The sequence below is a fragment of the Ruminiclostridium sufflavum DSM 19573 genome (assembly GCF_003208175.1).
GTDB lineage: Bacteria > Bacillota > Clostridia > Acetivibrionales > DSM-1351 > Ruminiclostridium > Ruminiclostridium sufflavum.
On record NZ_QKMR01000010.1, the window covers coordinates 135,626 to 161,328 of the forward strand.

At 39.2% G+C, this 25,703-nt stretch carries 23 protein-coding genes and 1 pseudogene; all 24 read right to left on the reverse strand.

Features of this window, described 5'->3' with window-relative positions:
- Window positions 1–31: 31 nt before the first annotated feature.
- Window positions 32–2,170 carry a serine racemase VanT catalytic subunit gene (gene vanT, locus LY28_RS09915; RefSeq protein ID WP_110462027.1) on the reverse strand — a complete coding sequence of 713 codons (2,139 nt, stop codon included), beginning with the start codon at window positions 2,168–2,170 and terminating at the stop codon, window positions 32–34.
- Window positions 2,167–2,931, reverse strand: coding sequence for a M15 family metallopeptidase (locus LY28_RS09920; protein ID WP_340162541.1), 765 nt, complete (start codon window positions 2,929–2,931; stop codon window positions 2,167–2,169). Before LY28_RS09920 ends, vanT begins: the two co-directional genes overlap by 4 nt.
- Window positions 2,928–3,971, reverse strand: a complete 1,044-nt coding sequence (vanG, locus tag LY28_RS09925) for a D-alanine--D-serine ligase VanG (RefSeq protein ID WP_110462065.1) — start codon at window positions 3,969–3,971, stop codon at window positions 2,928–2,930. Before vanG ends, LY28_RS09920 begins: the two co-directional genes overlap by 4 nt.
- Window positions 3,972–4,182: 211 nt before the next feature.
- Window positions 4,183–5,277 carry a sensor histidine kinase gene (locus LY28_RS09930; protein ID WP_479692081.1) on the reverse strand — a complete coding sequence of 365 codons (1,095 nt, stop codon included), beginning with the start codon at window positions 5,275–5,277 and terminating at the stop codon, window positions 4,183–4,185.
- Entirely contained in the window at window positions 5,270–5,968 is a 699-nt protein-coding gene (vanR, locus tag LY28_RS09935) for a VanR-ABDEGLN family response regulator transcription factor (RefSeq protein ID WP_110462028.1), read from the reverse strand. Before vanR ends, LY28_RS09930 begins: the two co-directional genes overlap by 8 nt.
- Window positions 5,969–6,195: 227 nt before the next feature.
- Window positions 6,196–8,859, reverse strand: a complete 2,664-nt coding sequence (gene ppdK / locus LY28_RS09940) for a pyruvate, phosphate dikinase (RefSeq protein WP_110462029.1) — start codon at window positions 8,857–8,859, stop codon at window positions 6,196–6,198.
- 460 nt (window positions 8,860–9,319) lie between these two features.
- Window positions 9,320–9,523: pseudogene (gene rpoZ, locus LY28_RS09945) on the reverse strand (DNA-directed RNA polymerase subunit omega); the annotation flags it as partial.
- Window positions 9,524–9,593: 70 nt separating this feature from the next.
- Window positions 9,594–10,202, reverse strand: a complete 609-nt coding sequence (gmk, locus tag LY28_RS09950; protein WP_110462031.1) for a guanylate kinase — start codon at window positions 10,200–10,202, stop codon at window positions 9,594–9,596.
- Between the two features lie 8 nt (window positions 10,203–10,210).
- Complete coding sequence (gene remA / locus LY28_RS09955) at window positions 10,211–10,489, reverse strand: extracellular matrix/biofilm regulator RemA (RefSeq protein ID WP_110462032.1); 279 nt, start codon at window positions 10,487–10,489, stop codon at window positions 10,211–10,213.
- A gap of 120 nt (window positions 10,490–10,609) precedes the next feature.
- Window positions 10,610–11,491, reverse strand: coding sequence for a YicC/YloC family endoribonuclease (locus tag LY28_RS09960; RefSeq protein WP_110462033.1), 882 nt, complete (start codon window positions 11,489–11,491; stop codon window positions 10,610–10,612).
- Window positions 11,492–11,751: 260 nt separating this feature from the next.
- Entirely contained in the window at window positions 11,752–12,126 is a 375-nt protein-coding gene (locus tag LY28_RS09965; protein ID WP_110462034.1) for a response regulator, read from the reverse strand.
- A complete protein-coding gene (locus tag LY28_RS09970; protein ID WP_110462035.1) occupies window positions 12,098–12,865 on the reverse strand; it encodes a 16S rRNA (uracil(1498)-N(3))-methyltransferase in 768 nt (255 codons plus the stop codon). The genes LY28_RS09965 and LY28_RS09970 overlap by 29 nt, the downstream gene beginning before the upstream one ends.
- A complete protein-coding gene (gene prmA, locus LY28_RS09975) occupies window positions 12,847–13,812 on the reverse strand; it encodes a 50S ribosomal protein L11 methyltransferase (RefSeq protein WP_479692082.1) in 966 nt (321 codons plus the stop codon). Before prmA ends, LY28_RS09970 begins: the two co-directional genes overlap by 19 nt.
- 145 nt (window positions 13,813–13,957) lie before the next feature.
- Entirely contained in the window at window positions 13,958–15,100 is a 1,143-nt protein-coding gene (dnaJ, locus tag LY28_RS09980; protein WP_110462036.1) for a molecular chaperone DnaJ, read from the reverse strand.
- A 297-nt stretch (window positions 15,101–15,397) separates the two neighbouring features.
- Window positions 15,398–17,248, reverse strand: coding sequence for a molecular chaperone DnaK (gene dnaK / locus LY28_RS09985; protein ID WP_110462037.1), 1,851 nt, complete (start codon window positions 17,246–17,248; stop codon window positions 15,398–15,400).
- Between the two features lie 64 nt (window positions 17,249–17,312).
- Entirely contained in the window at window positions 17,313–17,927 is a 615-nt protein-coding gene (grpE, locus tag LY28_RS09990) for a nucleotide exchange factor GrpE (protein WP_110462038.1), read from the reverse strand.
- A 30-nt stretch (window positions 17,928–17,957) separates the two neighbouring features.
- Window positions 17,958–19,004, reverse strand: a complete 1,047-nt coding sequence (gene hrcA / locus LY28_RS09995) for a heat-inducible transcriptional repressor HrcA (RefSeq protein WP_110462039.1) — start codon at window positions 19,002–19,004, stop codon at window positions 17,958–17,960.
- 267 nt (window positions 19,005–19,271) lie between these two features.
- On the reverse strand, window positions 19,272–20,132 hold the full coding sequence (locus LY28_RS10000; protein WP_110462040.1) for a hypothetical protein: 861 nt from the start codon (window positions 20,130–20,132) through the stop codon (window positions 19,272–19,274).
- Window positions 20,133–20,157: 25 nt separating this feature from the next.
- A complete protein-coding gene (locus LY28_RS10005; RefSeq protein ID WP_110462041.1) occupies window positions 20,158–20,985 on the reverse strand; it encodes an aminotransferase class IV in 828 nt (275 codons plus the stop codon).
- 94 nt (window positions 20,986–21,079) lie between these two features.
- The gene (gene yfbR, locus LY28_RS10010) at window positions 21,080–21,670 is read right to left on the reverse strand and encodes a 5'-deoxynucleotidase (RefSeq protein WP_110462042.1); all 591 of its coding nucleotides are present in this window, start codon (window positions 21,668–21,670) and stop codon (window positions 21,080–21,082) included.
- A 36-nt stretch (window positions 21,671–21,706) separates the two neighbouring features.
- Window positions 21,707–22,849, reverse strand: a complete 1,143-nt coding sequence (locus LY28_RS10015) for an HD domain-containing protein (protein ID WP_110462043.1) — start codon at window positions 22,847–22,849, stop codon at window positions 21,707–21,709.
- 227 nt (window positions 22,850–23,076) lie between these two features.
- On the reverse strand, window positions 23,077–23,589 hold the full coding sequence (locus tag LY28_RS10020) for a hypothetical protein (protein WP_110462044.1): 513 nt from the start codon (window positions 23,587–23,589) through the stop codon (window positions 23,077–23,079).
- Between the two features lie 548 nt (window positions 23,590–24,137).
- Window positions 24,138–24,902 (reverse strand): energy-coupling factor transporter transmembrane component T family protein, encoded by a 765-nt coding sequence (locus LY28_RS10025; protein ID WP_110462045.1) that lies wholly within the window; start codon window positions 24,900–24,902, stop codon window positions 24,138–24,140.
- Window positions 24,899–25,699: an energy-coupling factor ABC transporter ATP-binding protein gene (locus tag LY28_RS10030; RefSeq protein ID WP_110462046.1), complete on the reverse strand. Its 801-nt coding sequence runs from the start codon at window positions 25,697–25,699 to the stop codon at window positions 24,899–24,901. Before LY28_RS10030 ends, LY28_RS10025 begins: the two co-directional genes overlap by 4 nt.
- Window positions 25,700–25,703: the final 4 nt, after the last annotated feature.

The window sequence follows — 25,703 nt, forward strand, 5'->3', positions numbered from 1 at the left end:
ACCAGGCCTCTTTCAGATATATATTTATTTTTTACTGTCTTTCTACAATTTTTAATCTTGCGCCCATCCGGCTCAGCAGCTCATTTGTTATGGTAGCTGAATTGTCCGCGGCTTCAGGAGCAGACAATTCCTCCTGACCGTCTTTCCCGATTAATGTTGCAATATCTCCTACAGCAGCACCGGGAATATCTGTTATATCAACGGCAAGCTGATCCATACAAATTCGTCCCGCTGTGGGTGCCCTGCAGCCTCGTATAATTACTTCACCGTTCCCGCAGGACAAATTTCTCGGAAACCCGTCTGCATAGCCAACAGGAAGTATTGCAAGCAGGCTATCCCTGTTTGCAGTAAAGGCTCTGCCATATCCCATGCTCTCGCCGCTTTTTATTTTTCTTATAAGAATTATTTTTGACTTCAGAGACAAAACGGGCCTCAAATCAAGCTGTAATCTGGTTTCGCTGTTTGGAGTGCTCAGTACGCCATAAAGCGAAACTCCTGCTCTTATATAATTGCATTTAAGTTCAGGGTAGTTTAACAGCCCATATGTGCTCTGAATATGAATCTTTGGCAGCTCTGCGCCGTTGTTCTTCAGCAATTCAAGCAATTCATAAAATTTCTCAATCTGTCTGCGGGTAAAGTCAGCAGCATCCTCCGAGAGACTGTCAGAAGAGCATAGATGAGTATATATCCCGTAAATTTTTAATTTATCAAGGCTGAACACCTCCAGAATATGTGCGGTTTCATATACATCAAATCCCAGCCGGTGCATTCCTGTGTCAATTTTTATATGTGCTTTTACATTAAAGCCCTGACTATTCAGACAAACAGCATAATTAAAATCAATCAGCGTCTGTGTAAGGTTATATTTACAGAGCTCTTTTGCCCGTTCAGGGTCTGTGTACCCGAGAATCAGTATTTCCCCCACAATTCCGAAGCGGCGTAATTCTATTCCTTCCTCTATTGTGGCTACGGCAAATACCTTGACACCAAGCCTGTTTACATATGAGGATACTTCAAACAAGCCGTGTCCGTACGCTCCTGCTTTAACCACAGCCATTAACTCACAGTCATGGGGCATGGCTTTACTGAGAGCTTCAACATTATGCTTCAAATTATTCATATCAAGCTCAAGCCATGCCCTGTCCATACTTTTATGAAAGGCAGGCTTCTTTTTTTTTACTTTGCGATACAGCAGTGAAGCCAGCATAGAAACTGAAATTGTCACAGCGCTTACTGCCAGATAATGGATAATGCTGTTTTCTATTAAAAGCACCTGCAGCCCGAGTATCTTCGCAAGAAGCCGGACAACCACAATCACCATTGGATGAATAATATAAATAATCATTGCGGAGGTTTTCAAAAGTAAAAGCCGCGGACCCCTCCAGAAAGTCAAAGCCGAAAACAAAAAATACAGGCACGGCAAAAGCATAATATACATACTGTCGTGCCGCTGTATGCCAATACCATGTAAAGCCATCCCCTCTATAAGCATAAGTGAAAAGGAAGCTGCAAAGCCGATAATACAGCCTTTCAGGGAAATACGAATTGCTTTGCCGGCAATAATTCCTCCAAGCACAAAAAATACAGGCGCAAAGAAAATACCGTTTCTTGTGTAATCCGATATTTCAAAAATGCAGGCATATATTTTTTCAGCTACAGGCAGCTTTTCAGCAATTCCATAATAGCTGTCTCCAAACAAGCCGATAGCATAAAGCAAGGCAGCAATAACAAAAGCCTTCCTGAGCCCCAGCCTTTCTGTAAGCAGCCATGCAGCGGCAGCCCCTGTGATAGCCGCAGGAAGATACCACAAGTGGTACATCGTTCCGTCAAATACAATATCCTTGATTATATTCGGCAAAAGGTTATCCATGGCAAAATAACCGTTATAAATATTAAGAGGAATATAGCCTGCAATTGCAATACCATATATAAGCGCCGTATTTTTTATAAAGGCTTTGAGCTTGCCATAATTACGGCTATAGCCCGAAATAAGGAAAAAGCCGGATACCATGAAAAAAAACGGCACGGCAATACGTCCTGTTATACGTGTAAGAATAAAGTCTCCTGTTTCGCTGTATGAGGATAAGGGAGAGGTGTGTATCGCAATTATCAGAAGAGCCGCGGCAATTCTGAAAACATCGATTCCTGTATATGCCTTGCCGTTATTCATTTTACATGCCTCCAAAGTGTGACAATGAAGCCGTCAATATTATTGCCCGAAACCTGATAAACCGCCTGCTCAGGTATTGAAACGGAAACTGCCTCAGAGGCATCAAAAGGCACATAATAGATCTCTATCCTCTTCCCGTCTTTTTGTATCTGCAAAGGCTTCCTGTCGTGCTGGAAATCCCTGATATATTCAATGTATTCTTCAAGGGAGAGGTTATTTTCGCTTATTATTTCTGAATGAGGATATCCAACATAGCGGAAATGCCACGGCTCATGGGCAATACCGGTTATTTTCTCCTTGTTTTTCCGATACCTTTCAATAAAACCGTATTGAACGGCAGCCTTGCGAAATTCATCGCATATGCCGTAGTAAGGAAAATCCGGACAGATAAAATCCACCGTATCCTTTTTCAGCCCCAAATCAATGGCAAGTCCCGTATGGTGCTCGCTGTGCTTAGGAAGTGCTACAAATTTCTCCGTAAAGCTTTTTCCGTTTTCATTAAGGGAATTTGAATAAATATTACTCTGTTCACCGGCAGACCGGTATCCGCTTACGGGAATTATTTCATCCAAGCAGCCGATTTTTTTTATAACCTGCTGCAAAACATTTGCCGCCTCACGTCTTATGAGGATATGGGGGAATCTTGTATCGGCAGGAACCAACCCCTCCTCGCAAAGATATCTGACAGGAAATCCGGCATTTACAAGAAGGAGATTTCCGGTATAAAGCTTTTCTTTTTGTAAAATAATTGTGTTCATCATAAATATAAACCAATCAGCCTGTCCAATATATCAGCAAAGGACATACCGATGCCTTTCATCATATTAGGATAACGGCTGTGTATTGTAAAGCCCGGTATTGTATTGACCTCATTAAAAACTATATTTCCTGCCGGAGTCAGAAACATGTCTACTCTGGCAAATCCCGAGCAGCCAAGCAGCCGATAAATAACCTTTGCCGTTTCCTGTATTCTCCTTTCGCAGGCGGCATCAATCCTCGCAGGCATATAAATTCTGGAGCTTTTCAAGGTATACTTTTCGCTGTAATCGAAAAAACCGTCCTTCAGCTCTATTTCATCGACTCTGCCGACAATTAAAGTGTTATTGCCTAAAACCGCACAGCCAACTTCAAAGCCGTCTATATTTTCTTCAGCAATAACTTCATCATCATGTTCAAAAGCCAGATTGACTGCCTCTTGCAGCTCCTCCTCCCTGTATACTTTGGTTATGCCGAAGGAGGAGCCCGCCCTTACAGGCTTTATAAACAGCGGATAAGCCAGATGACCGGTTAAGGCAGCCGGACTGCTTTTCACCGGATGCCTGAGCAATACCGATTGAGGTACAGCTATACCCTCCGAGTGAACAAGCTTATGTGCTCTGTCCTTGTCCATACACAAGGCAGAGGAAAGAGTATTGCAGCCTATGACCTGTATTCCCGCCAGCTCAAACAGGCCTTGTACTCTTCCGTCTTCACCGTTTTTCCCGTGTAATACGGGAAATGCAAAATCAATTTTTGTAATTTTGCTCTTGTCCTTATAAAACTCAATAATACCTTTTACAGAGCAGTTCTGAGATACAGCCACAGGAACAAGCCGAGCTGAATCCTCAAGCCATGTATTATCGGAAATATGTCCAAAAGCACCGGTATAACGATACCAGTCTCCCTTTCTTGTAATCCCTACAGGTATAACATCATATTTGTCCTTATTTAAATTTTCAAGGATTGAAAAGGCTGATTGCAATGATACGGCGTACTCTGTTGAATTTCCTCCAAATATAACAGCAATTTTTTTCTTTTCCATCTCTCCACCTCTTTCTCTCATATACCAGACCTCATGTGTCCGTATTAATTAAAAAATATAGACGCTTTATTTTTGCGGGATGCAATAATCAGCAAATATACAAAAAGCACCCCCGGATTGACACAATTATTGTATCAATGCCGGAAGTGCTTTATATCCGTTTGCTATAAAGGATTTTCTTTTTTTTTATGCCGAAATTCTTACGAATTTCCTACAAAACAGGAAGGACTACCTCAAATTCAATCAGCTCATTTTCGCTTCGTGCCGTTATTCTTCCTTTATGCAGCTCAACAATTTCTTTTGCAATAGCAAGGCCAAGCCCCGCTCCTCCGTTTTTTGAGCCACGAGCAGTGTCCAGCCGGTAAAACTGTTCAAAAATTCGCTCAAGCTTCTCCTTTGGAATAGTATTTCCATGATTTGAAATCCTTAATTTGATTTCTATTTCATTCTGAACAGCCGAAATCTCCACAGCACTATTTTCAAAGCTGTAAAAAACAGCATTGCGCAGCAGATTATCAAGCACACGCTGCATTTTATCGGCATCACACCTCATCATTATATCTGACGCTGCCTTCAGCATACAATTCAGATTTTTATTCATTAACATTGGTTTAAATTCAAAAATAAGCTGCTCAAGCATGCGGGTAAGATTCACCCTGCTGTATTCAAGTGTTATATTCGAAAGGTTAAACCTTGTAATTTCAAAAAACTCATTAATTAAATCTTCAAGCCGCTCTGCCTTATCTAACGAAATAGACATATATTTCTGCCTCAGCTCTTCCGAAATCCGGTTTTCATCCCGAAGCAGGGTAAGATATCCGATAACAGATGTCAACGGAGTTTTTAAATCATGGGCAAGATAAACAACAAGGTCATTTTTTCGCTGCTCTGCCTCCTTGGCAATTCTTTCATTTTCATGAAGGCTTATTTTAGTATTATTCATACTGAATTGAAGCTCCTTTAAAGGCTCGGAAAGCTCAATCAAGGCACTGTCACTTTGATACATCTGCTCCGCAGCGTCCGCCACCTCTTGAAGATATGAAAAAGGCCTGTTCCAGAAATACAAAAAAATTGCTGTATACCCGACCATAACATATGCCATTGCAAAAAGCTCTATCCGCAATTTAAACCATTGGGCTATCCTGTAAAGCAGCTCCTGTCCGAACCATATTCTCGTATCATATAAATTGACAGCAATAAAAAAAGCACCGATACCCAGAACGGTATATATAATTAACGAGAATACCAGCTTTAAAACAAGATTATTTCTCAATTTGCGGGAAATAGTTTTTCCTTTTTTATTCAACTTTGTAGCCCACCCCCCATACAGTTTTTATAAACTTAGGATTTTTCGCAGGCTCATGCAGCTTTTCGCGCAGCCTGCCGATATGAGCCATAACTGTGTTATTATTATCAAGGTATTTCTCACCCCATACCGCTTCAAATAATTCCTCTGAAGAAACCACCCTGCCCCGGCATTCGCATAAGTACCAAAGTATTGAAAACTCCGTCGGTGTCAAGGATATCTCTTTTCCGAACAGACTGCACCTGTGTGTGAATTTATTAATAAGCAATCCTTTTATGTCGTATTCGTAAGCAGATATCTCCTGCTGCTCCGATATGTTATTATATCTCACATAACGCCTTAATTGAGTTTTAACCCTCGCAACGACCTCCAAAGGATTAAAAGGCTTTGTTATATAATCATCAGCTCCTATGGTAAGCCCCATAATTTTATCCGAATCCTCAACCTTTGCAGTCAGCATAATAATCGGGAAAAAATAATTTTCTCTGATTTTCTGGCAAATGCGGAAGCCGTCAATATCGGGAAGCATTACATCTAAAATTGCCATATCCAGCTTTGTGGATTCAATACATTTCAGGGCTTCCATACCGCTGTAAAACTTGTATACCGTATAGCCGTCATTTTTCAGATAGACCTCAATCAAATCGGCTATTTCCTTTTCGTCATCGACAATTAAAATACTTTCACTCATAACCGGATAACTTCTCCTTTATTGTCTTTAATTAGTGCTGTTACTCATAATAAAAACAGCCATTACAATATATTCTATACTCTATTATTATTTTATCAATATACATTTTTTCTTGATATCTGTCATACTCTTCAGAAAAAGGGTATTATCCCTTAAAGCTATCAAGAGATAATACCCTTACTTTATTTTAATCCTAAGTCCTCAAACCCTTGATATGCAAAGGTTTACTACCTCTGACCAGCCGAACCGGCACCACCCTGAGATTGGTCTTTGCTGCTAATAGCCGCCTGGGCTGCCGCAAGTCTGGCAATCGGCACACGGAAGGGTGAACATGATACGTAGTTCAGCCCTGCCTTATGGCAGAACTCCACTGAGGAAGGATCTCCTCCGTGCTCTCCGCAGATTCCAAGCTTGATATCAGGTCTTGCCTGTCTTCCAAGCTTTGCAGCCATTTCAACAAGCCTGCCTACACCGGTCTGGTCAAGCTTTGCAAAGGGGTCATTCTCATAGACCTTCTTTGCATAATAGTCCTCAAGGAACTTACCTGCATCATCACGGCTGAAACCAAAGGTCATCTGTGTAAGATCGTTTGTGCCAAAGGAGAAGAATTCAGCCTCCTTCGCAATCTCATCAGCAGTCAAAGCTGCTCTTGGAATTTCTATCATAGTTCCGACCTTATACTGCAAACTGACACAGGATTTTTCAATAACCTCGTTTGCAGTTTTTACTACTATGTCCTTAACAAATTTTAGCTCCTTAATGTCTCCTACCAACGGAATCATTATTTCAGGAATTACTGACATTCCGTTTTTATTCACATTTATTGCCGCCTCTATTACAGCTCTTGTCTGCATTTCTGCAATCTCAGGATATGAAACCGCCAGACGGCAGCCTCTGTGTCCCATCATAGGATTAAACTCATGAAGGCTTGAAACTATTCCCTTCAGTTCCTCAAAGGACATTCCCATTTCCTTTGAAAGTGCAGCGATATCTTCGTCCTCCTGGGGTAAAAATTCATGAAGAGGAGGATCCAAAAACCTTATGGTTACAGGATGTCCCTTCATTGCAGTAAATAATCCTTCGAAATCACTTCTTTGCATCGGCAGCAGCTTATTGAGAGCCTTTCTTCTCTGCTCTTCTGTTCTGGCAACAATCATTTCTCTCATTGCGGAAATTCTGTCGGCATTAAAGAACATATGCTCTGTCCGGCACAGTCCTATGCCTTCCGCTCCGAATTTCACTGCCTGTTCGGCATCTGCCGGAGTATCGGCATTTGTTCTTACCTTCAAGGTTCTTGCTTCATCAGCCCACTTCATAAGCGTGGAAAAATCTCCCGTCATTTCAGGCTCCACTGTTGGAAGCTGTTCGCCGTATACGTTTCCTGTCGATCCGTCTAATGAAATCCAGTCCCCTTCAATATATTTCTTTCCGTTCTTATCTATAAAATATTTTTCTTCCTCATTTATCTTAATCTCACTGCAGCCCGCAACACAGCATGTTCCCATACCACGTGCAACAACTGCGGCATGGGAAGTCATTCCTCCCCGTCCCGTCAGAATACCCTGAGAAACATGCATACCTTCTATATCCTCGGGCGAAGTTTCAAGTCTGACAAGTACAAGCTTTTTTTCACCCTTTTTTGCAGCTTCAGTGGCTTCATCAGCGGTGAAATAAATTTTACCGGTTGCGGCTCCCGGTGAAGCCGGAAGGCCCTTGGCAATAACTGCCGCTGCTTTTAATGCCTTTAAATCAAAATTCGGATGCAAAACCGCATCTAACTGTCTGGGGTCAACCTTCATAATTGCTTCTTCCTTAGAAATCATATTCTCAGCAACCAAATCAACAGCAATCTTTAATGCAGCCGCTGCTGTTCTTTTGCCGTTTCTGGTCTGAAGCATAAAAAGCCTGCCTTTTTCAATCGTGAACTCCATATCCTGCATATCTCTGTAATGATTTTCCAGTATACCTGCAATTTTAACAAACTGGTCATATGCCTCAGGATTAACTTCCTTCATGCTTTCCATAGGCTTAGGAGTTCTGATGCCTGCAACAACATCCTCTCCCTGAGCATTCATTAAAAACTCACCATAAAGCTTCTTTTCTCCGGTTGACGGATTTCGTGTAAAGGCAACACCTGTTCCTGAATCATTACCCATGTTTCCATAAACCATTTCCTGAACATTTACTGCCGTTCCCCAGTCACCCGGTATATCGTTTAATCTTCTGTAAACAATGGCACGTGGGTTGTCCCATGAACGGAATACAGCCTTTATCGCTTCCATAAGCTGTATCTTTGGATCTTGAGGGAAATCAAAACCCTTTTCCTTTTTAAACAGAGCCTTGTATCGCTTGACAATTTCCTTTAAATTTTCTGCGCACAAATCAGTATCGTATTTAGCGTTATTTTCTTCCTTTATATCATCAAGAATTTTTTCGAATTTAGGTTTTTCAACCTCCATTACTACGTCGGAAAACATCTGGATAAATCTCCTGTAGCTGTCAAACGCAAATCTTTCATTATTAGTCAGCTTTGCAAGACCCTCCACAACTGAATCATTTAACCCAAGGTTTAATATTGTATCCATCATACCCGGCATTGAAGCCCTCGCACCAGATCTGACAGAAACCAAAAAAGGATTTTGGGGATCACCGAAATTCTTGCCAACAATTTTTTCTGTCTTAGACAACATTTCATAAATCTCATCTTCAATTTCTTTTGCAATAGTTTTTCCATCATTATAATATCTTGTGCAAGCTTCAGTGGTTACGGTAAAACCCTTTGGTACCGGGAGTCCTAAGCCGGTCATTTCAGCCAGATTAGCTCCCTTGCCGCCAAGAAGATTTTTCATCTTGGCATTACCCTCATTGAAAAGATAAACATATTTTGACATAAAAGCCCCCCTGCAAAAAAATTATATTATAACAAAATCGTACTTACGATTGTTATTTTCACTTTATATTGTCCGAGTCTGATATAAATAATGCATAATATTGAATATTTTATATATATAAGGAAATGCAGGCAAAATTATGCCTGCATCAAAATTTTAAAATATTATTACCAGCAAAATATGTAGTTAAGTAATTCAGCTTAACTCTAATCTGTTTCATTTTATCCCCTTATCTATTATATTAATAGTAAAAGCCATTCGATAAAAAGTTAATTACGGCTGAATAACCAATGAAATCAAATAATTTCATTGGTTAGCTCACAAGGCACAAAATCTTGAAGCGGTAATTTAACTTCAATAAGGAGGCTTACTTATATTCTAAAGTATTTTATTCAATAAGTAAATCTTCATCAAGAGCTTCCTCAACAGATGTCTCTTCAATAAGTGCATCCTCAACCTGTACCTTTTCTTTGTTTGTTCTTACATAGGTTATTTTCCCTTCTGCTATTTCATTTATGGCGATAGTAACTTCTTTTTCAGAATTTACCTTAGAAAGCTTAGGTGAACCATCTACGAGCTGCCTTGCCCTCTTGGCAGCCTCAACTACCAATGTATATCTGCTGTCTGCAGTTTTCATCAAGTCATTTATCGAAGGATAAATCATTTTAAATACCTCCTGTTTTTGTAAAACTTTTGTAGAATCGTTTTTATTAACTATTATTCAAGCATGAAGCTCACGCTTTTAGCAAGGAACTTAACAAGTCCTCATTTCTTGACGGCTTTAACCTTTCCGAATCCAGTATCCTTTCAATATCTGATACAGCATTGTCAACACTATCGTTTAAAACCAAATAATCATACTTTGAAGCATACTTCATTTCTCTGGAAGCCTGCTCCAGCCTTTTTCCGATAACATCACAGCCTTCAGTCCCCCTGCATACAATTCTTCTTTCAAGCTCCTCGAATGACGGCGGAATAATGAAAACAAGAACACAATCAGGGTACTTCTGTTTTATCTCAAGAGCACCTGCCACCGTTATCTCTAATATAACATCAAGACCTTCCTTGATACATGCCTCTACATATGACTTCGGTGTCCCGTAATAATTATCGCAGTACTTATCCCATTCAATAAGGTCATTATTATCTATCATATCCAAAAATTTACTTTCCGACACGAAAAAATAATTTTTCCCTTCAACCTCACCCTCACGCGGCTTTCTGGTTGTTGCAGACACAGAATATTTTGCAGTGCTTCTCTTTGATAAAAGCCTCTGACAAACTGTCCCCTTACCTGTACCGGACGGACCCGACACTACAACTAACAACCCCTTTTGTTGCATAGCGCCTCCTAATCTTCTATTGTTTCTTCATCATTATCATTTGTATCGGTATCCTTCGTATTCAGTCTGTGAGCCACAGTTTCAGGCTGAACTGCCGATAAAATAATATGATCGCTGTCTGTTATAATAACTGCTCTTGTCCTTCTGCCATACGTTGCATCTATAAGCATTCCCCTGTCTCTTGCCTCTTGTATAATCCTTTTTATAGGGGCAGATTCCGGACTGACTATAGCAACCAATCTATTAGCAGAAACAATATTCCCAAATCCGATATTTATAAGCTTCATATTTTCCTCCTACGCCGAGTTTTCGGCACAAAAATTTGGTAAAGCTTTTGTGCAGGTATGCTATCTGATTTCTAAACCTCCACATTCTTTCAAGCTATCCTCTAAAATCACCTGATCAGGTTATTCAATATTTTGAATTTGTTCTCTGATTTTTTCAGTCTCACTTTTAAGCTCAAGAACGTTTTTCGTTATCAAGATATCATTCGACTTTGATCCGATAGTATTAATCTCTCTGTTTATTTCCTGAACTAAAAAGTCAAGCTTTCTGCCAACAGGCTGCTTTTGAATGCCCAGTATTTCTCTCAGCTGTATCAAATGACTTCCCAGCCTTACCAATTCTTCATCAATACTGCATTTATCTGCAAAAATAGCAACTTCCATTGCAATTCTATTTTCATCAATAGTTTGTTGATTTAAAAGATCCCGAATTCTGCTTTCAAGCTTTTGCTTGTACTCTAAAACAACCTCCGGACTTCTGTCAGATATCTTAGAGATAATATCCTGCATAATATCCGCTTTTTGTAACAGGCTTGCCCTTAATTCGTTTCCTTCCTTTTCACGCATTTGAATCAATGAAGAAACAGCAGTCTCCAAAGCACAGCTTAAAACCTTCCAAAGCTGTTCTTCATCATCTTCAGTCTTTTCAATACGTAAAACATCCGGAAATCTGGATACCAATGCTACACTTATATCATCAACTAAATTGTACTTGTCTCTAAGCTTCTCAACAGCCTGTATGTATGCATCGGCTAAGGCCTCATCAAGTGTAACACTCTTAGAATCCTCTGACCGGTCTTCTAAGGATATGAATATATCAACCTTTCCTCTATACAGACTTTTAGATACTATTTCCCTTACCCGTTCCTCTAAAAATGCAATTTGTCTTGGCAGCTTAATATAGAAATCTATATATCTGTGATTCACACTTTTTATTTCCACAGTAAATTCCTTACCCTGCTCACTGTAGGTTCCTCTTCCGAAACCTGTCATGCTCCTAACCATAAAATCCTCCAGTAGACGAGCTAATTAAAAACAATAATCCCGCTTAGTATTATAACACAATTTTGCATTATTAAAAGAATTATTTGCTACTTTTTCTTTATTTTTTATCAGTATGCTTCAAATTACTAATTATTATAAATTTATAAGCATAATTCTTCTTAAAAATCTAATTCATGAAAAATTCACAGCGGGAAATTATTTCCCCTGTGAGACACAAAATGGAGGACTTTATCCTCCATTAAATATAGATACAAACAGCTTTATACTGTTTTTAACACATTTTCTATGGCCTGCTGAACTCTTGATTTATCGAAGGGCTTGACAACAAAGTCCTTTGCCCCCATTTTGATTGCGTCAATAACCATTGATTGCTGTCCCATAGCAGAAACCATAAGTATTTTTGTCTTTGGACTTGCCTCGGCTATTCCCTTAATTGCCATTATGCCATCCATTTCCGGCATAGTTATGTCAAGTGTTATTATATCCGGCTGATACTTCTTTGCCTGTTCGATAGCTTCGTATCCATTGGAGCCTTCGCCCACAACCACATAATCCGAATTTTCTTCTATCATTCTCTTTATTAATGTCCTCATAAATACAGCATCATCAACAACTACAAACTTTATTTCTCCCATTAGATACATCTCCTAATTCATACATCATTAGTGATAAAGCAACAATCCCAGCTGTTTCCGTTCTAAGGATTCTAGGTCCGAGAGTTAATTTCTTTATACCTTTAGACTCAGCCAGTTGTATTTCCTGTTCAGTATAACCGCCTTCTGGGCCAATAAAAATTGAAGCTGTTTCAACAGCAAAGCACTTTGACACTATAGCTTTAAAACCAGTTGAACTCTCTTTTTCATAAGGTATTACTGATAAATTTGATTTTGAAGCCAATTCAACAGCCTCACTGAACCTGACCGGCATAAATATTTTAGGAACAATCCCTCTGTCAGACTGCTTTGCTGCTTCCAAAGCAATTTTTTGCCACCTTGAAACTTTATTCTTGGCATCTTTATCAGTATTTATTTTAGATATACATCTTTCAGTTATAACAGGTACTATCGCATTTACTCCAAGCTCAACACATTTCTGAATAATTAAATCCATCTTGTCTGCCTTAGGCAATCCCTGATACAATGTGACCTTAAGTTCAGACTCGGTTAAATTTGTTTCTTTATTTATAATATCAGCAAGGATACAATCATTGGCAACTTCATATATCTCCGACTCGTAATCAAATCCGTCGCAGCATACTGTAATAACATCGCCCTTTTCACATCTCAGAACCTTTTTAAGATGCTGATAATCCTCACCGATTATAGTAATCCTATTTCCCAGTATTTGTGTACTGCTTACAAAGTATCTTGACATTTGAACACCATTGCCACCCATTCGCCCATTTCCAGAGTTTCTATACAGGACATCCCGCTTTTCAGGCAAGCATTTACAACCTCCTGCCTTCTCTCTTTAATTATACCAGATGTAATAAATAAAGAAGCTTTTCTTTTTAAATAATAAGGTATAACTTCCGCTAAGTCAATAATTACATTTGCTATAATGTTTGCAACTATGATATCATATTTTTTCTCATCCTGCGCCAAGTCAGTCAAAACACCCTTGAAAACATTTATTCTTGAGCTTTCCTTATTTAAGGAAATATTTTCAGCGGCAACCCTTACTGCCACCTCATCAATATCAATTGCCTCAACCTTTCTTGCTCCAAGCTTTCCCGCAATTATTGACAATATTCCTGTACCGCAGCCAACGTCAAGAACCTCATACTCGTCTTTCATATAATTATCAAGTAGCCTTGAGCACATTTGTGTTGTCTCGTGTGTTCCTGTTCCAAAAGCCATTCCCGGGTCCATCTCAACAGCTATATCGTTGGGATTAACCTCATACTCTTCCCATGTAGGTTTAATAACAATTCTGTCTGTAAGTCTGAAGGGCTTGTAATATTTTTTCCATGATGTGGACCAATCCTCATCATCTATTTCACCATAACCGTCCAAGCCTTTGCCTATATCAAGAAATTGGGAAATATTTTTCAAGCCCTCATTTATTTGCTTTAAAACATCATTTATATCTAATCCGTTCTGAAAATATGCCTTGATAATAACATCCTCGCCTAAGGATTCAAGAAACTCATCATCAGCATAATCTAAAGTATTTGGATTTAATATTTCCTTTCTTATATCAAAGGGATCCATTATTGCAACACCACCGGCTCCCATAGATGTAAGCATTTCAGAGACTGCGTCGCTTGCTTCCTCTGTTGTATTTACCCGTATTTCATACCATTTCATAGCTATGTCCATGTCCCGCCTCTGCATGAAAAAGTCAATGCTGCCGCCTAAAAAGCCATATAAATATCGTCCCGCTATTTATCGCCCGAAGGCTTCACCCATAATTGACTTTATGACACGGACTCGGCACCCCCTTTCAAACTTTTCCTCCGAAACCTTACTTAAACGCATCCTTCATTTTATCAAAAAAGCCTTTTCTCTGCTCATGAGTTTCATCTCCGCTGATTTCTGCAAACTCTCTTAATAATTCCTTCTGCTTTTCACTCAATTTTTTAGGAACTTCAATATTGACTTTCACATACTGGTCTCCGCGGCCATTACCCCGCAAAAAGGGTATCCCTTTTCCCCTGAGCCTGAAAACAGAGCCTGTCTGAGTTCCCTCGGGAACAGTGTATTTAACCTTTCCGTCTAAAGTCGGCACTTCAATTTCTGCGCCAAGAGCTGCCTGCACAAACGTAATAGGCTCTTCACACACAACATCATTTCCCTGTCTTTTAAACAGCAGATGCGGCTTTACTCTGACATTTATAAGCAAATCGCCGCTTGGGCCTCCTTTTGAGCCGGGATCGCCCTCACCTCTCAATGAAATAGTTTGCCCGTCATCTATGCCAGCCGGAATATTTACTTTTATTTTTACATTGTTTCTGAGCTTGCCTTTTCCATTACATGCAGGACATGGGTCAGCGATAACTTTACCTTCCCCCCGGCATACGTCACAGGTCTTTGAATTCACAAACTGGCCAAATGGAGTATTCTGCTTTACCTGAACCTGCCCTGTTCCATTGCAGTGCTTGCAGGTAGTGGCTTCTGTCCCCGGCTTTGCACCGCTGCCGGTACACTTCAGGCACACTTCCATTCTTCCAATTGTTAATTCCTTGTCAATACCAAAGGCTGCTTCCTCAAAAGAAATTTCCACCGCATATTTAAGATCCGCTCCCTTTTGAGGGCCTCTTTTTGATCTTGATCTTCCGCCGCCAAAGCCTGATCCCCCAAAGAACGTTTCAAAAATATCACCTATTCCTCCGAAATCAAAATCAGCCGAAAAGCCTCCTGCTCCGCCAAAACCATTAGGGTCTACACCGGCATGACCATATTGGTCATATCTGCTTTTCTTTTGAGAATCACTTAACACCTCATATGCTTCGTTAACCTCTTTGAACTTGGCTTCTGCGCTTTTATCTCCCGGGTTTACATCCGGATGATATTTTTTTGCCAAATTTCTGTATGCTTTTTTTAACTCCGCATCAGACGCACCTTTACTAACCCCTAACACTTCGTAATAGTCTCTTTTTTCTGCCATCAAATTCAACTCCCGTCTAATTACAAAACATTCAAATACCTTACTTACGCCAAAGCATAATCTGCCCTAAAGGCGATAGAACAGCATACCGGTATTTTATCGCCAAGAGGCTTGAAACCGGCTTAAAAGCTTATGTTAACACCCAGCCTTTTTGATTCTATAGCATAAAACAAGCCAGAGCCTTGTATTACCAGCTTTGGCATGAATTTTTAAAATAACCTTGTACAAAAACTCAAGTAATTATTCAATACTTCAATGCTATAGGGGCTATAAAAGCCCCTATACATTATTATATATTTATTTATCATCGTCAACTACTTTGTAGTCTGCATCTACAACATTATCCTCCGCAGACTGAGCCTGCTGTCCGCCAAAGCCGGCACTATTCGGATCGGCACCGGGTGCACCCTGCGCTCCCGTTTGCTGATAAATTTTTGAGGAGATATCATAGAAAGCTTGCTGCAATTCATCTGTAGCCTTCTTTATAGCTTCTGTATCAGTTCCTTTAAGTGCTTCCTTAACCTTATTTACACCGGATTCAATTTTTTCCTTATCCTCACCCGATATTTTATCCCCAAGATCCTTCAAGGATTTCTCTGATTGATAAACTAATGAATCTGCATTATTTCTGACATCAATTTCTTCCTTGTTCTTTTTATCCTCGGCCGCAAACTTCTCAGCTTCTTTAACAGCCTTGTCAATATCATCATCTGAAAGATTTGTTGATGCTGTAATTGTAATTTTTTGTTCGTTTCCTGTTCCCAGATCCTTGGCAGATACATGTACAATACCGTTAGCATCTATATCAAAGGTAACCTCTATTTGAGGAACTCCTCTAGGTGCGGAAGGAATGCCTGTAAGCTGGAATCTTCCCAAGCTCTTATTGTACTGAGCCATTTCTCTTTCACCTTGAAGGACATGAATTTCAACACTTGTCTGGCCATCTGCCGCAGTTGAGAATACCTGACTCTTTTTTGTAGGAATGGTAGTATTTCTATCAATTAACTTGGTAAATACTCCTCCTAAAGTCTCAAGTCCCAATGACAGCGGAGTAACATCCAGAAGAAGAAGTCCTGTTACATCTCCGGTTAATACGCCGGCTTGAATGGCAGCTCCGACAGCAACACATTCATCAGGATTAATTCCCTTAAACGGGTCTTTGCCCAAGTACTTTTTAACTGCTTCCTGAACCGCTGGTATTCTTGTAGAACCACCAACCAATAAAATCTTGTCTATTTTTTCAGGGGACAAACCGGCATCCTGCATGGCCTGTCTTGTGGGCCCCATTGTTTTTTCCACCAAATCGGCTGTTATCTCATCAAACTTTGCTCTTGTAAGTGTTACATCCAAGTGCTTTGGTCCTGAAGCATCAGCTGTGATAAACGGTAAGTTTATATTTGAGGTGGTTACTCCTGAAAGCTCTATTTTAGCCTTTTCAGCAGCTTCCTTCAATCTTTGCATTGCCATTTTGTCATTTCTCAAGTCAATTCCATTTTCCTTCTTGAAGGAGTCTGCAAGGAAATCAATGACTCTATCATCGAAATCATCTCCTCCAAGTTTGTTATTTCCGTTTGTGGCTAAAACCTCGAATACACCGTCTCCGATTTCCAGTATTGATACATCAAAGGTACCTCCACCTAAATCATAAACCATTATCTTCTGGTCCTTTTCTTTATCAAGACCATATGCAAGCGCAGCAGCCGTAGGCTCATTTATTATTCTAAGCACTTCCAGCCCTGCTATTTTACCTGCATCCTTAGTTGCCTGTCTTTGAGCATCACTGAAATATGCAGGAACTGTGATAACTGCTTGAGAAACTGTTTCTCCCAGATATGCCTCGGCATCTGCCTTTAATTTTTGAAGTATCATAGATGATATCTCTTGAGGTGAGTACTTTTTGCCATCTATTTCAACCTTTTTGTCTGTTCCCATTTCTCTTTTGATTGAACTGATTGTTCTTTCAGGGTTTGTAACAGATTGTCTTTTTGCAACCTGACCAATCATACGTTCTCCTGTCTTTGAGAAAGCCACGACTGACGGTGTGGTTCTGTTTCCTTCAGGATTTGCAATAACAACCGGCTCGCCGCCTTCCATTACCGCAACACATGAATTTGTAGTACCCAAATCTATACCAATTACCTTTGCCATAATCAAACATCCTCCCTTAATGTAATAACTTATATATTAATATTTAAAATTTGCAAAATTATTATTAGTTTGCTACCTTAACCATACTGTGTCTTACTACCTTTCCCTTCATAACATAGCCTTTCTGAAATTCCTCTATGACTGTGTTCTCACCCTTTTCCCCATCTGTCACATGCATTACGGCATTGTGCAGTTCAGGGTCAAATGTATTATTTAATGCTTCTATAGGTTCAACACCCAGCTTTTTCATACAATCATTCAGCTGTCTCATAACCATTTCAACACCATCTTTTAAGGGATTGCTCTCCGTATCCTCTGCAGCCTTCAAAGCTCTTTCAAGATTATCGACTACCGGAAGAATAGCATTTACAGTATCAATGGCAACATCAAGACTGAGAGCATCCTTTTCCTTTACAGTCCTCTTCTTGTAATTGTCAAATTCGGCAGCAGTGCGTTGAACAACATTTTTGTACTCCTCACACTGAAGTGTCTTCTCTTCAAGTTCTGCTTTCAAAGCCTCAATTTCAGCACAGACTGAATCCTCCTCCTGCACATTACTGCAATTGCAAGATGAATCAGAATCGGTTTCAGAATTACAATTACATTCTGCGGAACTGCTGTTATTATTTATCTTATCAACTATTTCTTCTTCATCTTTTGAATTCTTTTCTTTTTTCATTGCTCAGTATTTACCTCCTTAAATTTTTTTCTATCCATCACCCAGAAGTTTAATTATCTCCTGATTAATTTTATTTCTGATATAATTCATCGATGAAACAACTTTTGAATACTCCATTCTTGTGGGGCCTATAATGCCAATAGTACCTATTATACGGTTTCCAATGCTATAGGACGCCGTAACCAGACTGCATTCCTTTATTCCTTCAATATTATTTTCATTTCCGATTTGGATTACTATATCATTATTATTGTACAAGGTATTTACAAGAAGCTCTGAAAGGAATTTCTTTTCGTCAAGAATATTCAGGAACTCCTTTGCCTTCTCAACCTCTCTGAATTCAGGAAAATTCAATATATTTGTAGTCCCCTCAAGATAAACCTCAGGCTGGTCGATTGTTTTAATCAAATCCTCAATACCTTCAAGAATCGGTCTTATAATATTGTGAGGAAGAGATATAAAGCTTTCAATTTCACTCTTAACATCACTTGATGCCAGCATTTCCAAGGTATATCCCCTAAGCTTTTCATTCAGCAGGTTTGAAATCTGAATTAATGAATCTGGAGTAATCTGTTCATTTACCCTGACTAAATTGTTACGAACTACACTTGTATCTGTAACTATAATAACAAGCGCCTTTCCCGGCTCGATAGGAACTACCTGCACCGCTTTTAAAGCAGATTTCTTTGAATGAGGTGTCACAGCCATGGTAGTATACTTGGTAAACTTTGACATTACAACAGAAGCATTTCTGATAAGCTGGCTAAGTTCATTAATTCTAATGTCCATGGCATTTTTTATGTTATCTATGTCAGACTGGGAAAGCTCATTAATCTGCATCAGTTTGTCTACGTATAATCTGTAGCCTTTATCTGACGGAACTCTGCCTGCAGAAGTATGAGGCTGCTCCAAAAAGCCCATCTCCTCAAGATCAGCCATTTCATTTCTTATAGTAGCCGAGCTAAGGCCAAGTTCATGCTTTTTGGCAATAGTTCTCGAACCAACAGGCTCTGCAGAAGAAATATAATCATCAATTATTGCTTGCAGTATTCTGAGTTTTCTATCGTCAAGCAGCACTTTCGTCACTCCCTTGTCTAAAGTATTTTTTCTTTGTTAGCACTCTAAGGTATTGAGTGCTAAATCATATAATAAAAATACCATTAGCACTTATTTTTGTCAAGTACTTTTCAAATAATTATTCCTATTTGCCTGTATAAAAAATAACCTTAATCTGCCCGAAATACAGAATAAGGTTATTTTATAAAAACAAATTTAAAAGTCCCCCGCTATCGCCTGTAGCACCGGTTATACCTGATGATATCTTAGGTTTGAGGACATCAGCATTCACTGAATCGTATCATTTATTTGACGGAAGCCCTCAGGATTGTAAAACCTTCCGGTTTTCCCACGATAAACCTCGAAATAGTAAACAGTTGTAATTATCCATGCCAGCGTAGAAGCAACAGATGATACAACAGCTCCTACAAATGGGAAGATACCTAAAATAGAGCTTATGATGCTTCCGCATATTGAAATTAAAATAGTAATGCCTAGTAACGGCCAAAAGCTTCCATTCACTGTTTTAAACGAGAGCTTCAATCCGTCTGTAACACCGCAGCCCTCAGTACAAATTGCCGGAAACCACAAGCACATATATACTCTGAGAGCAATTACCGCCACAATAAACGCTAAGTAAAAAAGTATCATAAGTATTATTCCAAAAGCATTTGAGGCAAATGCCATAATAATGCCTGACACAGCTATAAGAATGGCAAGCACTATTCCCATACCCAGACCTATCGCTATACGTAATAAAATATACAGCACATATCTTCCTATATATTTCGACATACAGGCTGTAAAATCACTCAAGGTGGCATTTCCCGTATCATACTGCCTGCTGATAAAGCCATATGTGGCGGGATAAGCCAAAAGGGAAAATACCAGCGTCAAAAGGCCGCCGATAACGACACTCACTATCATAGGGGCAGTAATCATTCCGTCAAAAAAATTAGCGTCAAAACCATAATACTGACCTTGAATCATATCCTGAAGCATTCCCATATACTTGTGAGTAAGCTGGGTCACAAAGCCTGCAGTACCTATATTAATAATAAGTGCAGGAATTGCCAATGAAATTAAAAGCGGTAATGTCAATAAAAAATTTTTAAATGTAAATTTAAAAGCATTTTCAAGGTATCTCATAAACGGCCTCCTATTTTTATTTTTGTTAATTATCATTTATATATGAACTGATAATACTGTTATATCCAACCATCACATGCTGAGTCGTGGCATTCTTTGCGGAATCAATTTCAAAATCATCAATAACTCTAACAGGTAAAACATTTATTGATGTCCCGGTTATGAACACAGCATCAAAGCTGGTTAACGAATCTATGCCAATGAGCGTTTCAATCACTTCGTAGCCGAGCTTTTTGCAGACATCAACTACATATTTTCTGGTTATCCCTACCAGAACATAATCTTCCGGTGAAGTATAGATTTTATTTCCTTTTACAAAAAATGCATTTGACTTCCCGCCCTCGGTTATTTTTCCGCTGTCATTTACAAGCAGGACCTCAAAAACATTTTTTTCCTCAGATACACGTTTTATTTCTTCTTTGTAGCCGGTGTTAATCATCTTTATATTTGGATTGCTCCTCATCAGATTGACCGTACAGCATTCCACACCATTATCATATTCCTGCTTTGCAGGATAATAGAACTTGTTTATAAAGGCTATTGTTATCTGCTCTGCTCCATATTGCAGAACTATTACCTTAACATTGCAGTCAGAAAGGTAATTGAGTTTACAAACCTCTTGAAGCTGATCTCTAAGGTCTTTTTTAGATATGACCAACTCATAGCTTGCCTTGTTCATTGAGCTTTTAAGCCTGCTAAAGTGATCATCATAGAAAAGAGGTATTCCTTTTATTATCCTTATAACCTCGTAGAAAGCCTTATATTTTTCTGATTTGTAAATATCCAGCCTTTCTTTTTCAACTGTTTCTCCGTTTATTATGCATATATTGCCAATATTCTCTTCGAATGTCATTTTAATGCCCCTTTTTTTCTTGGTTTGATTAGGTAAATATCCTATTTAATTTTAATAACATATACTTTTTTTGTCAATTATAATAATAAAAACACTAATCAATTTCATCAAGGGATAGATTAAAACTCGGAAGAAACTTATCCATAAAGTATGAGACCTCTTCAAGCTTTATCTCCTGTATTGTCTGCAATATTGTTTCACTGGCTTTTTTAAATTCATTATTTCCTGCCTTTACCTCTTCAATACATTTCACATATGCCGCAATTCTGTCAGCGGCCTTAACAAGCTTCCAGCAGTCTATATCATCCGGATTCTTAAAAAACAATGAGTAATATTCATCTGCCATTTCTTCGGGCAGCATGGAAATAATCTTTTGCTTTGAGATATCCTCAATATCCTTATATATTTTATTGATTTGCGGATTATAATATTTTATCGGTGTGGGCATATCGCCTGTTATAATTTCATTACAGTCATGAAACATTGCAAGTATGGCAACTCTTTCCGGATTAATCTCGCCGTTAAAATAAGTATTTCTTATTACAGCCAGCCCATGGGCAATAATGGCTACCTGCAGGCTATGCTCCTGAATATTTTCCGTATAAGTATTTCTCATAAGTCCCCATCTGTTTATGTATTTCATTCTAGACAGGAATGCATAAAAATGATATTTCTCTTCGCCCATTTTAGCCTCCAAGCCGAATATCGGCAGTATACATGTTTACATCCAATAAATTTCTTCAAAACAGTTTTGAGCAAAGGAATCCGTCATTCCTGCAACAAAGTCAATTACCTTTTGCGCGTTGCTTACAGATTCATCATATCCTTTGTCTACTATATAATTATAAAACATCCTGTAAACCTTGTTATCCTTGAATTGAAGCTTTTCAAAATCCTCCGTGCTTTCAAGAAGATTGTCAAACAACCCCTCCAGTGTATTCTCAGCTATTTTCTCATATCTGGTGATTTTTTCCGCCTTGTATATAAGACGTACATTTTCATTAATAAGCTTTTCAAGAGCCTCCCCTTTTGCTTCGCTGAGCTGTATGCAATCTTTTCCGTAGCTGTTTTCTATCATGTCGCATACCAATGTGTTAATTATTTCTCCATTAGTATTTCCAAGTTCATTCCGGATATCCTTTGGAATATCCTGCATATCCATAAGCTTTACCCTGACTGCATCTTCAATATCTCTTCCCACATAGGCAATCTTGTCAACCAGTCTTACAATACAAGCCTCAAGAGTATACGGTGAATCAGTGCGCTTGACATTTTTAAGAGAATCGGGTGTTTTTGTCAAATCCCTGTGCATAACAAATTCATCATAGTTTTCTCCGCAATGGCAAACTATGCCGTCCTTAACCTCAAAAGTCAGATTAAGCCCGCAGCGTTCAAAAATCTTCTCTTTTGAAATCCTTGTTGCAAGCTTTTCAACTACTCTCAAGCTATGTATTTCATGCTTAAAGCCTTTACCGGGATATATTCTTTTCATACATTTGTCAAGTACACGCTCTCCGCTGTGTCCAAAAGGAGCATGTCCCAAATCGTGTCCAAGTGCAATTGCATAAGTCAAGTCCTGATTCATATTCAGGGTTCTTGCTATCGTATTGGCTATTGAACCGACATTAAGGACATGCTCCATACGGGTACAAATGTGATCATTTTTTGCATTAAAAAACACCTGCGTTTTATGTCTTAATCTTCTGAAGTCCACAGAATATAATATTCTGTTTCCGTCACGCTCGTAATCTGTTCTTATAGTGCACTTTTCCTCACAAAGCAATCTGCCGAAAGACTCGATGCTTTTTGCCGCAAAAGGGCTCAATGCTTCCTCCTGCTGCTCTCTCAACTTTCTCCACTCCATATGCTCACCTCCAGCTTAGTTATAATATACCATAAATCTATCGGTAAGTATGCAGGAAACAACAATCTTCTCAAGGTGTTTTTTGCAGAGACCTGCCGGTGCTGAAACTTATCACTGCTTTGCTGCCGGAATAGTCGACCAAAATTCAGAACAAATTCGAACCCAACTTTCCATTGATAAGAAGTTTTCAGCACCTACAATTCAGCTGAGAAACCTGATTTAATATATTAGTATCGTGAGCCCTTACCTGAACTGCTGCATACCAAAGCAATTCCGCCCGCAACCAGAGATATCGGTATTAATACCCCCAGAAGATTTGATGACACCGAACTGGTTATCATCATTAGTTCAAAAACAGCTCCAATACCTCCTACAATCAAGCCTGCTATAAGCAAGCCCCTTTCTCTTTTTGAGAACAGGTACATCTGCAGCAGACCGACAGCAACAGAAATAATATACACAGGCCATGTGAATCTTGCGAAATGCCAATCTGTCGATACTTCAAACATAAGAAGCAGGCCGATTGTTGTTATTATCCCTCCGGGCACAAGCAAGCCGGGCTTTGACCCTGTAAGAAAAAATCCCAGCTCAAAGGCCAAGCCTACAAGCAATATAATAAATACCCAAAAATCATAAAAATCAAACTTAAAAAGCCTGACATCAAACACCGTATTCAGTATCAGTGCAACAGCACCGAAAGCAATAAGTATTAAGCCGATAAAATAATTACCTTTTTTCATAATAACCTCCACGCCCAATTTGGGCACAAAAATTTAGTAAAGCAACGTGGCGGTACGCTGTCTATTTTGCGACCACATTTTGTTTCTTTCAAGCTAACCTCCACGCCCAATTTGGGCACAAAAATTTAGTAAAGCAACGTGGCGGTACGCTGTCTATTTTGCAACCACATTTTGTTTCTTTCAAGCTAACCTCCACGCCCAATTTGGGCACAAAATTTTAGTAAAGCAACGTGGCGGTACGCTGTCTATTTTGCGACCGCATTTTGTTTCTTTCAAGCTAACCTCCACGCCTAATATTGGCACAAAACAAATAATGAAACTACCAATGGCAAACCTATGCTTCGCAGCGGTTTGCTGTTTTTTACTATACCGTCCATTTCGCCGGCGACACAAACAGTAAGGAAAAAGTATATAATAATTGCTTGATTGCTCAAAATACAAATTTCGCATTTATTATATACGCATATTATACATAGACTATCAGGTTTTTGTCTGAGAACTGCTGAAAAAAGGTTTTAAATTTTAAAGGCTGTCTGCCCCATAAGAAATTATACAATAGAAGCACTGAAAATAAGCACCAGTACAGTCACCAGCACAGCCGAATAATCCAGAAGGCTGAAAGAGTATTTTTTATATCCGCTGTTCTTTTTCCTGACATTAAATCCTCTTAGCTCAGCTGATATTGCACTGCCTTCAATACGCTTAACAGAAGAAATTAACAGAGGAACGCAAAGAGGCAATACAAGCTTCAATTTTTTCACAGGATTTTTCGTGTCAAACTCAACGCCTCTCGCTGTCTGAGCCTCAATTATTCCATTCATTTCGTGCTCAAATATGGGAATGAAACGTAAAGCTGTTATAAATGCGAAAGCATATTTATAAGGTATATGCAGTTTTTGTACCAACACATTTGTCAAATCACTCATTTTTGTAACGGTAAGCATAATTACCAAAGGCATTGTAGCACCCACAAGCCTTAATACCAGCAGCAAGGAAAATTTAAGCCCTGTATTTGTTATATAAAGATTCAACGGCAAGTCCAAGACCTTATCCCCTGTTCTTATCAGTAAAACCTGAATCAAAAACAAGACGGCACCTAATTTCAGTAATGTCGCCATTATAGAAAGGGCCTTTTTCCCAATACCAGCCAAGTGTCCTATGATAACATTCAAAGCTATAATCGCAGCTGCCGCCAATAAATTATTGCTTAAAAAGCTGCTCATGCAAAGCAATAAGGCAATGAGCATTTTGGTTAACGGATTCAACCTGTGTATGACGGTATCGCCCTGAGAATACTCTAAAATTCCTTTCATTGCAAGCACCTGCTCTCTATTTTGTCAGTCATTTCATCAATTGTTAATATACCGCCGAAATCATCTCCCAGCCTGATTGCCAGCTCAGCAATCTGAGGCGGCGCCAGTGATGCCCTTGCCAATACGGCGGAATTAAGCATAACCTTCTTGCACATATCATCTGCAAGAATACCTCCATCACCTATAACAATAACCCTGCGGGCAAAATCAGAAACAAGCTCCATATCATGGCAAACCATTATTACCGTAGTGCCGCTCCTGTTCAGCTCCTTTATTATATTCATTATATGCATGCATTCCTTATAATCCAGCCCCGTAGTAGGCTCATCAAGCACAAGTATTTCGGGAGAAAGTGCAATTATTGAAGCCAGAGCCACCTTCTGCCGTTCTCCCCTGCTCAAAGAAAAGGGATCCTTCTGCCCTGAAAAGCCAAAGCTTTCAATTGTCTCCCTGCATCTCTTCTCTATTTCACTTTTGTTGTCCAAAACACAGTTTAATCCGAAAGCAATTTCGTCCTTAACAGTATTCCGGCAAATCTGCCTGTCTGGATTCTGAAACAAAAATCCAACATGCCTTGCCAGCTCACTTGTTTTTGACAATCTTGTATCCAGATTTGACACAGAAACATTACCGGAGGTTGGTTTCAGCAGTCCGTTAAAAAGCTTCATCAGTGTTGTTTTACCGGCACCGTTTCTGCCCACTATTGCAACAAATTCACCCTTTTCTATTGTGAAGCTGACATTTTCAAGAATATTGGCTTTATCGTATGCAAAGCAAACATTACTAAACTTAATCACCCTA

Excerpts from the sequence above, each read along its gene's own strand:
- LY28_RS09965 (WP_110462034.1), bottom strand. The coding sequence starts at position 12,126 with ATGGGAGAAATAAAGTTTGTAGTTGTTGATGATGCTGTATTTATGAGG.
- LY28_RS10025 (WP_110462045.1), bottom strand. The coding sequence starts at position 24,902 with ATGAAAGGAATTTTAGAGTATTCTCAGGGCGATACCGTCATACACAGG.
- yfbR (WP_110462042.1), bottom strand. The coding sequence starts at position 21,670 with ATGGGCGAAGAGAAATATCATTTTTATGCATTCCTGTCTAGAATGAAA.
- LY28_RS09970 (WP_110462035.1), bottom strand. The coding sequence starts at position 12,865 with ATGTCAAGATACTTTGTAAGCAGTACACAAATACTGGGAAATAGGATT.
- ppdK (WP_110462029.1), bottom strand. The coding sequence starts at position 8,859 with ATGTCAAAATATGTTTATCTTTTCAATGAGGGTAATGCCAAGATGAAA.
- grpE (WP_110462038.1), bottom strand. The coding sequence starts at position 17,927 with ATGAAAAAAGAAAAGAATTCAAAAGATGAAGAAGAAATAGTTGATAAG.
- LY28_RS10005 (WP_110462041.1), bottom strand. The coding sequence starts at position 20,985 with ATGACATTCGAAGAGAATATTGGCAATATATGCATAATAAACGGAGAA.
- dnaK (WP_110462037.1), bottom strand. The coding sequence starts at position 17,248 with ATGGCAAAGGTAATTGGTATAGATTTGGGTACTACAAATTCATGTGTT.
- remA (WP_110462032.1), bottom strand. The coding sequence starts at position 10,489 with ATGAAGCTTATAAATATCGGATTTGGGAATATTGTTTCTGCTAATAGA.
- LY28_RS10000 (WP_110462040.1), bottom strand. The coding sequence starts at position 20,132 with ATGAGATACCTTGAAAATGCTTTTAAATTTACATTTAAAAATTTTTTA.
- vanT (WP_110462027.1), bottom strand. The coding sequence starts at position 2,170 with ATGAATAACGGCAAGGCATATACAGGAATCGATGTTTTCAGAATTGCC.
- vanR (WP_110462028.1), bottom strand. The coding sequence starts at position 5,968 with ATGAGTGAAAGTATTTTAATTGTCGATGACGAAAAGGAAATAGCCGAT.
- LY28_RS10015 (WP_110462043.1), bottom strand. The coding sequence starts at position 22,849 with ATGGAGTGGAGAAAGTTGAGAGAGCAGCAGGAGGAAGCATTGAGCCCT.
- vanG (WP_110462065.1), bottom strand. The coding sequence starts at position 3,971 with ATGGAAAAGAAAAAAATTGCTGTTATATTTGGAGGAAATTCAACAGAG.
- LY28_RS09960 (WP_110462033.1), bottom strand. The coding sequence starts at position 11,491 with ATGGTTAGGAGCATGACAGGTTTCGGAAGAGGAACCTACAGTGAGCAG.
- gmk (WP_110462031.1), bottom strand. The coding sequence starts at position 10,202 with ATGCAACAAAAGGGGTTGTTAGTTGTAGTGTCGGGTCCGTCCGGTACA.
- LY28_RS10020 (WP_110462044.1), bottom strand. The coding sequence starts at position 23,589 with ATGAAAAAAGGTAATTATTTTATCGGCTTAATACTTATTGCTTTCGGT.
- dnaJ (WP_110462036.1), bottom strand. The coding sequence starts at position 15,100 with ATGGCAGAAAAAAGAGACTATTACGAAGTGTTAGGGGTTAGTAAAGGT.
- prmA (WP_479692082.1), bottom strand. The coding sequence starts at position 13,812 with ATGGACATAGCTATGAAATGGTATGAAATACGGGTAAATACAACAGAG.
- LY28_RS09920 (WP_340162541.1), bottom strand. The coding sequence starts at position 2,931 with ATGATGAACACAATTATTTTACAAAAAGAAAAGCTTTATACCGGAAAT.